The organism is Pseudonocardia kujensis (genome assembly GCF_021283305.1).
Lineage (GTDB): Bacteria > Actinomycetota > Actinomycetes > Mycobacteriales > Pseudonocardiaceae > Pseudonocardia > Pseudonocardia kujensis.
Genome location: NZ_JAJSOK010000119.1, coordinates 1 through 12150, shown reverse-complemented (window position 1 = coordinate 12150; position 12150 = coordinate 1). Strand labels below are relative to the sequence as shown.

At 75.2% G+C, this 12150-nt stretch carries 12 protein-coding genes; 3 read left to right on the top strand and 9 right to left on the bottom strand.

The annotated features are described in order from the left end of the window. Nucleotides 1-209 precede the first annotated feature (209 nt). Nucleotides 210-848 (bottom strand): luciferase domain-containing protein, encoded by a 639-nt coding sequence (locus tag LWC35_RS37905; protein WP_232875371.1) that lies wholly within the window; start codon nucleotides 846-848, stop codon nucleotides 210-212. 127 nt (nucleotides 849-975) lie between these two features. Continuing rightward, nucleotides 976-1731, bottom strand: a complete 756-nt coding sequence (locus LWC35_RS37900; RefSeq protein WP_232875370.1) for an SDR family NAD(P)-dependent oxidoreductase — start codon at nucleotides 1729-1731, stop codon at nucleotides 976-978. A 610-nt stretch (nucleotides 1732-2341) separates the two neighbouring features. Between LWC35_RS37900 and LWC35_RS40725 the strand changes: the two genes are divergently transcribed. Genes LWC35_RS40725 through LWC35_RS37885 form a run of 3 tightly spaced genes read left to right on the top strand, consistent with a single transcriptional unit; the run spans nucleotide 2342 to nucleotide 4308 of the window. Then, the gene (locus tag LWC35_RS40725; RefSeq protein ID WP_232875368.1) at nucleotides 2342-2674 is read left to right on the top strand and encodes a helix-turn-helix domain-containing protein; all 333 of its coding nucleotides are present in this window, start codon (nucleotides 2342-2344) and stop codon (nucleotides 2672-2674) included. A 37-nt stretch (nucleotides 2675-2711) separates the two neighbouring features. Continuing rightward, nucleotides 2712-3866, top strand: a complete 1155-nt coding sequence (locus tag LWC35_RS37890) for a luciferase domain-containing protein (protein ID WP_232875367.1) — start codon at nucleotides 2712-2714, stop codon at nucleotides 3864-3866. 25 nt (nucleotides 3867-3891) lie between these two features. Beyond that, complete coding sequence (locus tag LWC35_RS37885; RefSeq protein WP_232875366.1) at nucleotides 3892-4308, top strand: ankyrin repeat domain-containing protein; 417 nt, start codon at nucleotides 3892-3894, stop codon at nucleotides 4306-4308. Nucleotides 4309-4327: 19 nt separating this feature from the next. Here the strand turns inward: LWC35_RS37885 and LWC35_RS37880 are convergent, their stop codons facing one another. The 7 genes from LWC35_RS37880 to LWC35_RS37850 all read right to left on the bottom strand — a co-directional run. Then, nucleotides 4328-4714: an STAS domain-containing protein gene (locus tag LWC35_RS37880; protein ID WP_232875365.1), complete on the bottom strand. Its 387-nt coding sequence runs from the start codon at nucleotides 4712-4714 to the stop codon at nucleotides 4328-4330. 253 nt (nucleotides 4715-4967) lie between these two features. After that, entirely contained in the window at nucleotides 4968-6617 is a 1650-nt protein-coding gene (locus tag LWC35_RS37875) for a dipeptide ABC transporter ATP-binding protein (protein ID WP_232875363.1), read from the bottom strand. Further along, nucleotides 6614-7537, bottom strand: a complete 924-nt coding sequence (locus tag LWC35_RS37870) for an ABC transporter permease (protein WP_232875361.1) — start codon at nucleotides 7535-7537, stop codon at nucleotides 6614-6616. Before LWC35_RS37870 ends, LWC35_RS37875 begins: the two co-directional genes overlap by 4 nt. Beyond that, nucleotides 7534-8484 carry an ABC transporter permease gene (locus LWC35_RS37865; protein ID WP_232875359.1) on the bottom strand — a complete coding sequence of 317 codons (951 nt, stop codon included), beginning with the start codon at nucleotides 8482-8484 and terminating at the stop codon, nucleotides 7534-7536. The genes LWC35_RS37870 and LWC35_RS37865 overlap by 4 nt, the downstream gene beginning before the upstream one ends. A gap of 7 nt (nucleotides 8485-8491) precedes the next feature. Then, entirely contained in the window at nucleotides 8492-10102 is a 1611-nt protein-coding gene (locus tag LWC35_RS37860; RefSeq protein ID WP_232875358.1) for an ABC transporter substrate-binding protein, read from the bottom strand. Nucleotides 10103-10172: 70 nt separating this feature from the next. Next, nucleotides 10173-11591: an NtaA/DmoA family FMN-dependent monooxygenase gene (locus tag LWC35_RS37855; protein WP_232875357.1), complete on the bottom strand. Its 1419-nt coding sequence runs from the start codon at nucleotides 11589-11591 to the stop codon at nucleotides 10173-10175. Next, nucleotides 11588-12150, bottom strand: a 563-nt coding sequence (locus LWC35_RS37850; RefSeq protein WP_232875356.1) for an LLM class flavin-dependent oxidoreductase, incomplete at its 5' end; no start/stop codon positions are given. The genes LWC35_RS37850 and LWC35_RS37855, both read right to left, overlap by 4 nt.

Genomic DNA, 12150 nt, shown 5'->3' with positions numbered 1-12150 from the left:
CAGGCTCCCCAGCGGGCAGGGCGACCCTCGATATGTCGCACCCACGGGTGCTGACCCAACCCAGCGGCACAAGACCGCCATGAGGCGCCCTGCCCCCTCAATCGCCCTTGTTCAGCAGTCTCCTAGGACCTCCGGGCGCGGCGCCGCGGGGGTGGGCGCCGCGCCCGGGAATCGGCTCGGTACCGGCGCGGTACCGGGTCGCGACGGGGTCAGCGGGCGGCGGCCTCGAGGACCGACCGCAGGTGCCCGATCTCGGCGTCGTCGCGGGGCGGGTAGAGCAGCACGTAGCCCTCGGGGAGGCCGAGCATCACGCCGGCGAGCGGATGGAACTCGCCCCACCGGCGGGCGACGACCACCCGGGCGTCGAGCGGCGCCAGCGCGACGTGCATCGACCCGTCGGCGGGGTGGACGTGGCCGATCTCGGGTCCGCCGACCCGCCAGAGCGCCGGATGGTGCTTCTCCCACCCGCTCGTGCGCATCTCCAGGCCCTCGCGCCCCGCGAGCTCCTCGACCACGTCCTGCAGGGCCGCGACCTGCGCCTCGTCCGCGTGCTGGGTCAGCACCCGGTGCGGCACGGGGTGCGGCCCGACCTCCGGCCGCGCCCCCGCGCGCGACGGCAGGGTCAGCAGCGCCCGGTCGACGTCGCCGCTGCCCGCCTCGCGCCAGGCGTACGGGTCGCGGGCGCGCAGCCGCATGCCGCTGACCGCCAGCCAGCCGACCGGGTTCGCCGGGACCCCGCCCGGACCGAGGGCCTTCCACCGCCGGTAGTCGCGGGCCGCCCAACCGATCCCGGCCGCGGCCGCGCCGACCACGGCTCCCGCGACACCCGTCCGTCTCGTCGTGCTCACCGGGCCCAGGGTTCCAGAGCGTCGGCACCGACGCTCGCTCCGCGAGCTCCGCTCGGTACCCACGCTCGCTCCGCGAGCTCCGCTCGGCACCCACGCTCGCTCCGCGAGCTCCGCTCGGCACCGACGCTCAGAAGATCGTGTAGCCCCCGTCGACCCGCATCTCGTCGCCGGTGTGGAAGGTCAGCGACGGGTCGGCGAGGTAGGCGCCGACCTCCTCGAACTCCGCGGGGTCCGCCCAGCGCCGCACCGGGGTGCGCTGCGTGGTCGCGGTGCGGAAGCGGTCGTCGGCGTAGCCGCCCGCGCTCAGCCCCGTCACCGTCCACCCCGGGATCAGCGCGTTCACCCGCACCCGGTGCCGGGCCAGCTCGACGGCCAGCGTCCGGCTCAGGCCGAGCAGTCCCGTCTTGCTCGCCGCGTAGGCCGACTGCCCCGTGCCGCCGAAGCCCGCGATCATCGAGCTCACGACGACGATCGAGCCGCCCGTCCCCTGGTCGACGAACCGGCGGGCGGCCTCCCGGCAGGTCAGGAACGCGCCGTCGAGGTTCACGCTCATGATCCGCCGCCAGTCCTCGAGCGAGCTCTCGACGACCGTGTGCCGGCCCGAGGTTCCCGAGTTCGCGACCATGCAGCCCAGCGGGCCGAGCTCGGACACCGTGCGGTCCATGGCCTCGGCCACCTGGACCTCGTCCGCGACGTCACAGGTCAGGGCCAGCGCGCGCCCGCCCAGCTTCTCCAGCCCGGCGACCGCCTCGGCGCTCTTCGCCTCGTCCCGCGCCCAGATGGCGATGTTCGCGCCGGCCTTCGCCATGCCCGTCGCCATGCCCAGCCCGATGCCGCCGTTGCCCCCGGTGACCACCGCGTTGAGGCCCGTCAGGTCTGCCACGCCCGCTCCGTCCGTCGTCGCACGCCGTCCTGATCGATCGTTCAGAACGCTCCGATCGTGCCATCCGCACGGGCCCGAGGGAACGGACACCGCGAGCAGGGAGACGCAGCCGACGGACACCGGGCGAAGCGCACGCGGACCGCCCCGGACCCGCGCCGGGGACGCGGGGCCGGGGCGGACCGGACCACCACCCAGGGGGCGCCGCGGTCGGGGCGGGCGTGCTCCGGAGCCGGGGCACGGGGAGCCTGTCCCGGACCGCGGATCGCCCGCGCCCTCCTGTTGCCGGAGCGCTCACCTATCACACGTTCGCGTGATGACGACGCGCCGAACGACACTCCGTGCACGTTCAACGGCACCTCCCGGCTCGTCCGGCCGCGCCGAGCGGCCGGATCCACAGCGGACGGCGCCGGAGGGACGACGGAGCGTGGTTGGGCTGGCCACGGCGCGTGGAGGGTGCGAGCGATCAGGTGCCGCCGGTACGGCCGGTGCCGCCGCACGGACCGGCGGCGCGCGAGGTGGCCGAGCCCGCGCCGCAGGAGGGCCGGCTCGAGCGGGCGATCGCGGTGCAGGTCCGGCGGTTGCGGCGGGCCGCGGGCTGACCCTGGCGGACATGGCGGTGCGGACCGGCATCTCGAAACCGATGCTGTCGAAGATCGAGAACGCCCAGACCTCGTGCAGCCCGACGACGGTCGCGCGGCTGGCCGACGCCCTCGACGTCCCGGTCACCTCACTGTTCCGCGGCGCCGACACGCCCCGCGAGGCCGTGTTCACCCCCGCCGGCGCGGGCACGGCGAGTCCAGCTGCACGCTGCGCCCCGGCGACGCGCTGCAGCTCGACGGCGAGGGCGTGCACGGCCCGCGTGAGCTGGCCGCCCTGCCGATCCGCTTCCACTCCGTGGTCGCCTACGGGAGCTGCACGCGGGCTGACCGGTGCGTCGAAGTGAGACGGGGCCGACCCGGCTGCGGTCCTACGGTCGCCGGATGACGGTCGGCGCACGCTCCACCGGTCCCGGCGACGAGCCGATGGTCGCGCGCTGGGGGTCGCCGCACCCCGCGGCGCCGCTGGTCGTGGTGCTGCACGGCAACGGCACCAGCGAGCACTCCATGATCGAGATCTCGCCCTGGCTGCCGCACGGCCCGGTCGCCTACGTGGCCGTCCGGGCGCCGCTGGCCGTCGAGCGGGGCTTCGCCTGGTTCGCCGAGACGGACGGCAGACCGGACCCCGCCGGGCTGGCCGAGGCCGGGGACTGGCTGGTGCGCTGGCTGGACACCGAGGGCCACCCCGACCGGTCCGTCCTGCTGCTGGCGTTCCGCAGCGGTGTCGCCCTCGCCGGGCACCTGATGCTGCGCCTGCCCGAGCGGTTCTCCGGCGCGATCCTGCTGCACGGCGCGCTCCCCCTCGACGTCCTGCCGCTCGCCGCCGGCACGACGGGGCGCGGGGCGCTGCGCGGCGTGCCCGTCTTCCTCGCCCACGCCGACTCCGACCCGCGCACGCCCGCACCGCTGCTGGACCGCACCTGGGACTGGCTGCGCCGCCGGTCGGGCGCGCCGGTCCGGGTGGCGCGCACGCCCGAGGCCGGCACCCTGGCGGGCTCGGTCGTCGCGGCGGCCGGGAGCTGGCTCGGCGACCGGCTGGACTTCCTGCGCGCCCACGGCGAGAACCCCCTGCCCGACGGCGACGAGCCCGTCTGGCCCGGGCTGGGCCGGCTGCCGGAGCGGACCGGCGAGCCGCCCGACACCACGGTCGACCTGCCGCAGCTGCCCGTCGGGCCGCCCGGCGCGCACCAGGAGGCGTTGTGGGAGCGGATCCGCGGGCTCGGCCGCGAGGCACCGGCGGTGCTCGGCCCCGAGGGAACCCGCTCGCTGTTCCTGGACGTCCCGGCCGACCCCGCGACCCTCGTCCACGCGGCCGGCAACGAGCTGGCCCACCTGCACCCGGACGGGAGCCTGCACCTCGCCCTGCCCGACGCGCTGCTCTACGACGCCCTCGCCAAGGGCTGGGCCGTCGCCCACCCGCTCGCCGGCGTCCGGCTCGCGGCCGGGCTGGTGCTGGTCCCGGCGCCGCGCGACCAGGCCGAGGTGGAGGTCGCCGCCGCGCTGGTCGCCGCCGCCCACCGCGCCGCGACCGGCGGGTGACCCGCCCCGCGCCTAGGCTGGCCGCATGCCGGAGCCGGACGAGGAGACCCTCGCCTTCGCCCACCGCCTGTTCGACCTGGCCCGCACCGGGGACACGGCCCGGCTCGCGGCCTACGTGGACGCCGGGGTGCCGGCCGACCTGACCAACGACAAGGGCGACACCCTGCTCATTCTCGCCGCCTACCACGACCACCCGGCCACGGTGCAGGCGCTGCTCGCACGCGGGGCCGACCCGGACCGGGCCAACGACCGCGGGCAGACGGCGTTGTCCGCCGCGACGTTCCGGCAGTCGGCCGAGTCCGTGCAGGCCCTCCTGGCGGCGGGCGGTGATCCGGCCCTGGGCGACCAGTCGGCCCTGGCGACCGCCGCGTTCTTCGGGCTCCCCGAGATGCAGGAGATCCTCGGCGCGCCCCGACCGACCGAGGGCGCCCGGGACGCCTGAGCCACCCGGGGGCGGCCGGTCAGCCCTCGACCGCCAGGCCTGCGAGGGCCGCGGTGACCGTGGGGAACGAGCGGAACCGCGCGAGCGTCTGCCGGTCCGCCGTGCCCAGCCGCGCGGCGAGCGCGTTCGCGCCGACGAGGTCCAGCGTGACGCCGTGGCGGCCGGCGGCGTGCTGGGCGTGGGTCAGCGCCGGGAGCGCCCCGGGCCCGATCGAGTCGACGTCGGTGACGTCGATCAGGACGTGCCGCGTGGCGGCGTGCCCGAGGCGGGCCAGCTGGAGCCGTGCGTCGACCAGTCTGAGCAGCCGCGCCCCGGTGAGGCGGTCGAGGTGACCGCGGAGGCGGATGGTGTACGCGCCCGGCTCGGGGACGTCGATGGCCATCGGAGCGGGATGAGCGAGCGTCATCGGCCGCCACTCCTCTCGTCGAGGGACGGGCGGCCTGCTTCACCCTGGGTGGACCGTACCGCGTCCTGATCGGTTGCGCGGGTCGAACGCGCACGGATCTCGATCAGTGGGCGGCGGCCCACCCGAGGCCGGGCCCGGCACGCCGCCGCCGGCGTGGCGTCGGCCCGCCGTCCCTCCTGGTGGCAGCCGCACCGCACCCACGTCGGCAACCGCTCCTGGCGGGTGCTGCGCGTGCGCCGCACCAGGACCGCGTTCACGCGCTCCTGGTGGTGACGGCGTCGGCGGCGCGCCGGCGGCCGGCGATCGCGCCGAGCAGCTCGCGGGTGTAGTCCTCGCGGGGATCGGTGAAGAGCTCCTCGGTGGGCCGCAGTTCCAGGAGCCGGCCCTCGCGCATCACGCCGACGCGGTGGGCGATCCGCCGGACCACGGCGAGGTCGTGGGAGATGAACAGGTACGCCAACCCCTGGTCGGTCTGCAGCTCCTCCAGCAGCGCGAGGACCTGCGCCTGGACGGAGACGTCCAGGGCGGACACCGGCTCGTCGCACACCACGAGATCCGGGGACAGGGCCAGCGCCCGCGCGATGGCGATCCGCTGCCGTTGCCCGCCGGAGAGCTCGACCGGCCTGCGCGCGAGCACCGATGCCGGCAGGGCGACACGCTCCACCAGCTCGGCCGCGCGGGTCCGCCGCTCCGCCGGGCCGCCCACACCGAACGCGCGCAGCGGCTCGGTCACGACCTCCTCCACCGAGAACCGCGGGTCCAGCGAGGCGTACGGGTTCTGGTAGACCAGCTGGGCCCGCCGGCGCAGCTCCCGCCAACCGCGGCCCTTCACGCGCGTGATGTCGGCACCGTCGAACCGGACCTCACCGGCGGTCGGGTCGGCCAGCCGCAGCACCAGCCGGGCGGTGGTCGACTTCCCGGAGCCGGACTCCCCCACCAGCGCGAGCGTCTCGCCCCGGGCGATGGCGAAGGAGACGTCGTCGACCGCACGGAGGACGCCGCGCCTCCCCCGCACCCGGGGCAGCGGGAAGTCCTTGGTCAGGCCGCCGACCTCCACGACCGGGCGGTCACTCGGCTGTGGCGGGGTGCGCGGCGTGGGCGGCGCCGAGAGCCCGGGCGCGGCGGCGACCAGGGTGCGGGTGTAGGGGTCGGCCGGATCGGTGAGGATCCGCTCGACCGAGCCCTCCTCCACGATCCGCCCGCCGGACATGACGACGACCCGGTCGGCCCGGTCCGCCGCCACCCCGAGGTCGTGCGTGATCAGCAGCATCGCCGTCCCGGTCTCGGCCCGCAGCGCGTCGAGGTGGTCGAGGATCCGCCGCTGCACCGTGGCGTCGAGGGCGCTGGTCGGCTCGTCGGCGATGATCAGCCCGGGCCGGGCGGCGATCGCGATCGCGATCAGCACGCGCTGACGCATGCCGCCGGACAGCTCGTGCGGGTACTGCCCCGCCCGCACATCGGGGTCGGGCAGCCCGGCCTTGGCGAGCAGCTCGACCGCCCGCAGCCGCGCGGTGCGCTTGTCGGCGAGGCCGTGCACCCGCAGCACCTCGCCGACCTGCACGCCGACGCGCTGCACGGGGTTGAGCGAGACCGTCGGGTCCTGGGGCACCAGCCCGATCCGGCGGCCGCGGACCCCGCGGAAGGCCTTCTCGGACAGGCCGGTCAGCTCGGTGGTGTTCGCTGAACCGCCCAGCCGGATGCTCCCGCCCTCGATCGCACCGTTGCCCGGCAGCAGCCCGATTACGGCCTGGGCCAGCGTGGACTTGCCGGACCCGGACTCGCCGACGACCGCGACGACCTCGCCCTCGGCCACCGTGAGCGAGGCGCCGCGGACCGCGTGGATGTGCCCGCCCGCGATCCGGTAGCCGACGTCGAGGTCCGAGACCTCCAGGATCGTGCTCATCGAGCCCGGCTCCATTCCCCGTCGAGCGCCCGGGAGATCCGGTTCACCGACAGCACGGTCGCGGCGATCGTCAGGCCCGGCATGGCGCAGAGCCACCACGAGGTCGCCAGGTAGTTGCGGCCCTCGGCGATCAGCGACCCCCATTCGGGGGCGGGCGGCGGCGCGCCGTAGCCGAGGAAGGACAGCGAGGACACGGCCAGGATCGCGAGGCCGAACTCCAGCACCGCGAGCACGAGGACCGGGCCGGCGGCGTTGGGCAGGACGTGCCGCCACAGCGTCACGTACCAGCGGGTGCCGACGGAGCGGGCCGCCTCGACGTAGGTCGACCGGCGGATCCGCATCGTCTCGGCCCGCATGACGCGGGCGAAGTTCGCCACGCTCGCCACGCCGACGGCGATCGCCACCTTGATCGTGCCGTAGCCCAGCGCCGTGATCAGTGCCAGGGACAGCAGGATCGCGGGGATCGAGAGCAGCACGTCGACCACCCGCATCAGCGCCTCGTCGACCCAGCGGCCGACGAACCCGGCGAGCAGGCCCAGCAGCCCGCCGACGACGAGCGCCACCGCCACCGCGATCACGGTGGCCTGCAGGGACAGCGACGCCCCGTGCACCACGCGGGTGTAGACGTCCCGCCCGAGGTAGTCCGTGCCGAACCAGTGCGCGCCGCTCGGCGCCCGCAGCTTGTCGGCGACCACGCCGACGTTCGGGTCCCCCGGCGCCAGCACGCCGGGCGCGAACGCCGCCACCAGCACGAGGAGCACCACGAGGGAGGCGACGACGAGGCCGGGCCGGTGCCCGAGGAAGCGCGGCAGCCGCCGCAGGCGCTCCCGGCGGGTCGGCGGGGTGGGCAGCGCGACGGAGGAACCGGGCGCGGTGCCGGACGAGTCGGGAGTGCCCTCCCGGATCAGCAGCTCGGTCACGATGTCGCGGGCACCCCCTTGGCGATCCTCGGGTCGAGGACCGGGTAGATCAGGTCGACCACCAGGTTCACGCCGACGAACACCAGCGCGGCGAAGAGCACGATGCCCTGCACCAGCGGGATGTCCTGCACGCCGACGGCCTGCACGGTGAGCCGGCCGAGGCCGGGCCGGGTGAACACCGTCTCGACGACCACGGTGCCGGCCAGCAGGTTCCCGGCGACGTAGCCGAGCACCGTCAGGGCCGGGATGGCCGCGTTCTGCAGCGCGTGCCGCAGGTGGATCGCCGCCCGCCCGACGCCCTTGGCCCGTGCGGTCTGGACGTAGGGCTCCTCGAGCACGGTCGTGAGGCTCTTGGCGAGCACCTGCGCGATCAGCGCCCCCATCGGCAGGCCGAGGGTGGTCGACGGCAGCACCAGCGCCGAGAAGCCCGACGCCCCGACCGACGGGAGCCAGTGCAGGCCGAACGCGAAGATCTGCACCAGCATCAGGCCGACCCAGAACACCGGCAGCGACACCGCGAGCGACGGCAACGCCATCAGCAGCTGCCGCAGCCACCGCAGCGAGGTGGACGTGGCGGCGAGCGCCAGCCCGCCGCCGAGCACGACCGCGACCAGCAGCCCGCCGACCGCGATCTGCAGGGTGGGCGGCAACGCCTCGAGGATGGCCGTGCGGACGTCCTGCCCGTTCTGGATCGAGGTGCCGAGGTCGCCCGACAGCGCCTCGCCCAGCCGGTGCCCGTACTGGACGACGAGCGGCTGGTCGAGGCCGTACCGCACCTTGAGGGCCTCGATCGCCTCCGGGGTGAGCGGTTCCCCGTCCAGCCCGCCGCCCGCCATGGTGGTGATCGGGTCACCGGGCAGCAGGTAGAGCACGACGAACGTCACGGTGTACGCGGCCCAGAGGACACCCACGGCGGTGGCGACCCGGCGGGCGAGGTAGCGGATCACGGCCGGATCACCTCGCGTCGGACTTCCACGCGTCGTGCAGCTGGATGCGCGAGGACGCGTCGAACGTGACCCCGTGGACGCCCGCGCCCACACCCAGTACCGTCGTCAGCTCGCTGACGGGCACGAAGACGCCCTCGGTGAGCAGCTCCTGCTGCGCCTGCCCGACGATCGCGGTGCGCTTCGCGGGGTCCGGCTCGGCGGCCTGGGCGGTCAGCAGCGCCTGCAGCGGGCCGTCGGGGAGCCGGAACAGGTTCGCCCCGGCCGTGGAGAACTGGCCGCGCAGGATGTCCGGGTCGGCCCGGGTGACGTTGTACCAGAGCGCGGAGAAGTCACCGGCGGCCTGCAGCTGCGAGGCCTGGGCGATCGGCACCTCCTGGACCTGTAGGTCGATCCCCACCGCCTTGGCCTGCTGCTGCAGGAGCTCGAGGGCGGGCTTGTTGGTGGCCGCCACCGGCGAGTAGGTCACCGGGATCGTGAGCCGCTGCCCGTCCTTGACGCGGATCCCGTCCGGACCGGCCGTCCACCCGGCCGCGTCCAGCGTGGTCGCCGACCTGGCCGGGTCGAACGTGAGCTCCTGGTCCGCGTACGACGGCGTGGTGGAGGCGAGCACGCTGGTGGCGGGCTTGGTCTGGGAGGGGAAGACGCCGCCCACGATCTCGTCCCGGTTCACCGCGGTGAGCAACGCCCGCCGCACCGCCGGGTCGGAGACGATCGGCTTGCTCTGGTTGAACGCGATGCCGAAGACGACGCCGGGGTTGGACCGGGCCAGCAGCTGCGCGCCCGCACCGGTCAGCGGGGCCTCGTCCTGCTGCCCGATGCTGCCGATGGCGTCCACCTCCCCGGACTGCAGCGAACCCGTGCGCACACCGGACTCGGGCACGATCCGGAACTCGACCGTGTCCAGGTACGCCTCGCCCTGGTGCGCGAACAGCGACGAGCCCCAGGCGTACCCCGGCCGCTTGGCGAGCGTGATCGAGGCGTTCTTCACGTAGTTCTGCAGCGTGAACGGACCGGAGCCGATCACCCCGGCGCACCGGTCGTCGTCCGACTTCGCGACCGATGCCGGGGACAGGATCCCCAGGCTGTGGGTCGAGGTCGCCTGCAGGAACTGCACGTTCGGCTGCTGGAAGGAGACGGTGAACTGCGTCGGCGAGGTGACGGTGGTGCCGGCGTAGCCCGCGAGGTACCCCTTGGGCAGGGTGCCCCGCGCACCGATCTCGGGGATCCGGTCGAAGTTCGCCTTCACCGCGTTCGCGTCGAGCGGGGTGCCGTCCGAGAACGTGACGCCCTCGCGCAGGGTGAACGTGTAGCTCTTCGCGTCCGGCGAGGTCTGCCACGAGGTGGCCAGCCAGGGCTCGATCTCCCCCGTCTGCGGGTCCTGGTCGGTGAGCGAGTCCACGAGCTGGCGCACCGAGTAGATCGTGTCGTTGCTGCCGACCTGCTGGGGGTCGACGCAGCCGGCGTCGCTGCCGACGGCGAAGCGCAGGGTGCCGCCGGCCCGGGGCGGGCCGGCGTCGCCGCCGGCGGTGCCGCCCGCGGAGCCACCGCAGGCGGCCAGCACGACGGCGGCGGCGGAGAGCAGGGCCGGGAGGAGCAGCCCGCGTGGTCTGACGGTCATCGGGGTCCTTCGGGGGAGGGGCCCCGGACCGGCGGGCGCGCCGGTCCGGGGCGTGTGGGAGCGGAGGGTTTCAGGAGGCGGTGCGGGCGGCCGCGCCGAAGACGGCCGGCGGCTCGCCGAGGCCTGCGGGCGGGTGCAGGCCGAGGTTCTCCCGCAGCGTGGAGCCGGTGTAGCGGTCGCGCAGGACGCCGCGGTCGCGCAGCAGCGGGACCACCTTCTCGACGACCTCGTCGAGGCCGGCGGGGCTGACGTACGAGCCGAGGATGAAGCCGTCGACCGCGTCCTCCTGCACGTACCGGTCGATCTCGGCCGCGACCTGCACCGGTGTGCCGACGAACACGGCCCTGTCGAACACGTGCGTGACGACCTCGCGCAGCGACCAGCCGTGCCGCCGGCCGAGCGCACGCCAGTCCTCGGCCGTGGCGTGCGCGTCCTGGGTCAGCGGGGCGCGCCCGCGGATCCATCTCGGCGCCTCGGGGGTGGGCTCCGACTCGGGCACCGGTCCGTCCGGGTCGACCTGGGAGAGGTCGCGGTTCCAGACCATCTCGGCCAGCACGATCGCGGTGAACGGGTCGACCTGCCGGCTGCGGACGTCCCGGTGCCGGTCGCGGGCCTCGGCCTCGGTGTCGCCCAGGATCACCGACGCCGACGGCAGGATCTTGACCTGGTCGGGATCGCGGCCGAACTTCGCCACCCGCGCCTTGACGTCGGCGTAGAAGGCCCTGGCCTCGTCGAACTTCTGGTAGCGGGAGAAGATCGCGTCGGAGCGGGAGGCGGCGAAGTCCCGCCCGGCCGGCGACTCCCCCGCCTGCAGCACCACGGGATGGCCCTGCGGGCTGCGCGGGGTGCTGAAGCGCCCGGCGATGTCGAACTGGGCGCCGTGGAACGCGAAGTCGCCGACGTGCCCGTCGCGCAGGAACCGGCCGCTCGCCGGGTCGGCCACCACGGCGTCGGAGCCCCAGGAGTCCCACATCGCCCGGACCGCGTCGAGGGTCTCCCCCGCGCGCTCGTACCGCTGGGAGTGCGCCAGGAACCCGCCGCGCCGGAAGTTCTCCCCGGTGTCGGCGTCCGAGCTGGTCACGACGTTCCACGCGGCCCGCCCGCCGGACAGGACGTCCAGCGTCGCGAACCTGCGGGCCAGCTCGTAGGGCTCGTTGAAGGTCGCGTTGATCGTGCCGGCGAGCCCGATGTGCTCGGTCACCGCCGCGAGCGAGGCGAGGACCGTGAGGGTGTCCGGCCGGCCGACGACGTCCTGGTCGAAGACCTGCCCGCCGCGGGTGCGCAGCCGCAGCCCCTCGGCGAGGAACAGCAGGTCGAAGGTGCCGCGCTCGGCGGTGCGGGCCCAGTGTTCGAAGGACGCGAAGTCGATGTGGCTGCCCGACGCGGGGTCGCTCCACACGGTGTCGTGGTTGACCCCCGGGAAGTAGGCCCCGAGGATCACCTGCTTCTTCCCGCGCGGTGCCGATGGTTCGCGCGCACGCTCGCTCACGCCGCCACCTCCGCGTACCGGCTGGCCGGCCGTTCGAGGCCGAAGCGTTCGCGCAGCGTCCCGGGCTCGTAGGCGGTGCGGAACAGGCCGCGCCGCTGCAGCTCCGGGACCAGCCCGTCGACGATCGCGTCGAGATCGGTGGGCAGCACCGCCGGCCGCAGCCGGAACCCGTCGATCCCCTCGTCCCGCCAGGACTCCAGCAGGTCGGCGAGCGCGGTCGGGGTGCCGGCCAGCACGGCCGCGTCGGAGCGCAGCAGGCTCCGCTCCTCGAGCCGCCGGAGCCGGGCGTGGGCCGCGTCGGCGTCGGCGTCGAGGACCACGACGAGGTCGGCCAGCACCCGCAGCGGCGGCAGCGTGCGGCCGACCGCGTGCTGGGCGGCGCGGATCTCCCCGAGGATCGCCGGGATGTCGGCCGCGCCCTGCGGGGTGGTGACCACGACGTCCGCGGCGCGGGCGGCCAGCTCGTACGCGGCCCGGGCGTGGGCGAGCGCGACGACGAGGGGCTGGCCCTGCGGCGGCCGTGGCACGATCCCCGGCCCGCGCACCGAGAAGAAGCGCC

Bases quoted from the DNA above. Each gene is read 5' to 3' on its own strand.
- LWC35_RS37880 (WP_232875365.1), bottom strand. From the start codon at position 4,714: ATGACGCTCGCTCATCCCGCTCCGATGGCCATCGACGTCCCCGAGCCG.
- LWC35_RS37890 (WP_232875367.1), top strand. From the start codon at position 2,712: ATGACGGTCGGCGCACGCTCCACCGGTCCCGGCGACGAGCCGATGGTC.
- LWC35_RS40725 (WP_232875368.1), top strand. From the start codon at position 2,342: ATGGCGGTGCGGACCGGCATCTCGAAACCGATGCTGTCGAAGATCGAG.
- LWC35_RS37860 (WP_232875358.1), bottom strand. From the start codon at position 10,102: ATGACCGTCAGACCACGCGGGCTGCTCCTCCCGGCCCTGCTCTCCGCC.
- LWC35_RS37875 (WP_232875363.1), bottom strand. From the start codon at position 6,617: ATGAGCACGATCCTGGAGGTCTCGGACCTCGACGTCGGCTACCGGATC.
- LWC35_RS37885 (WP_232875366.1), top strand. From the start codon at position 3,892: ATGCCGGAGCCGGACGAGGAGACCCTCGCCTTCGCCCACCGCCTGTTC.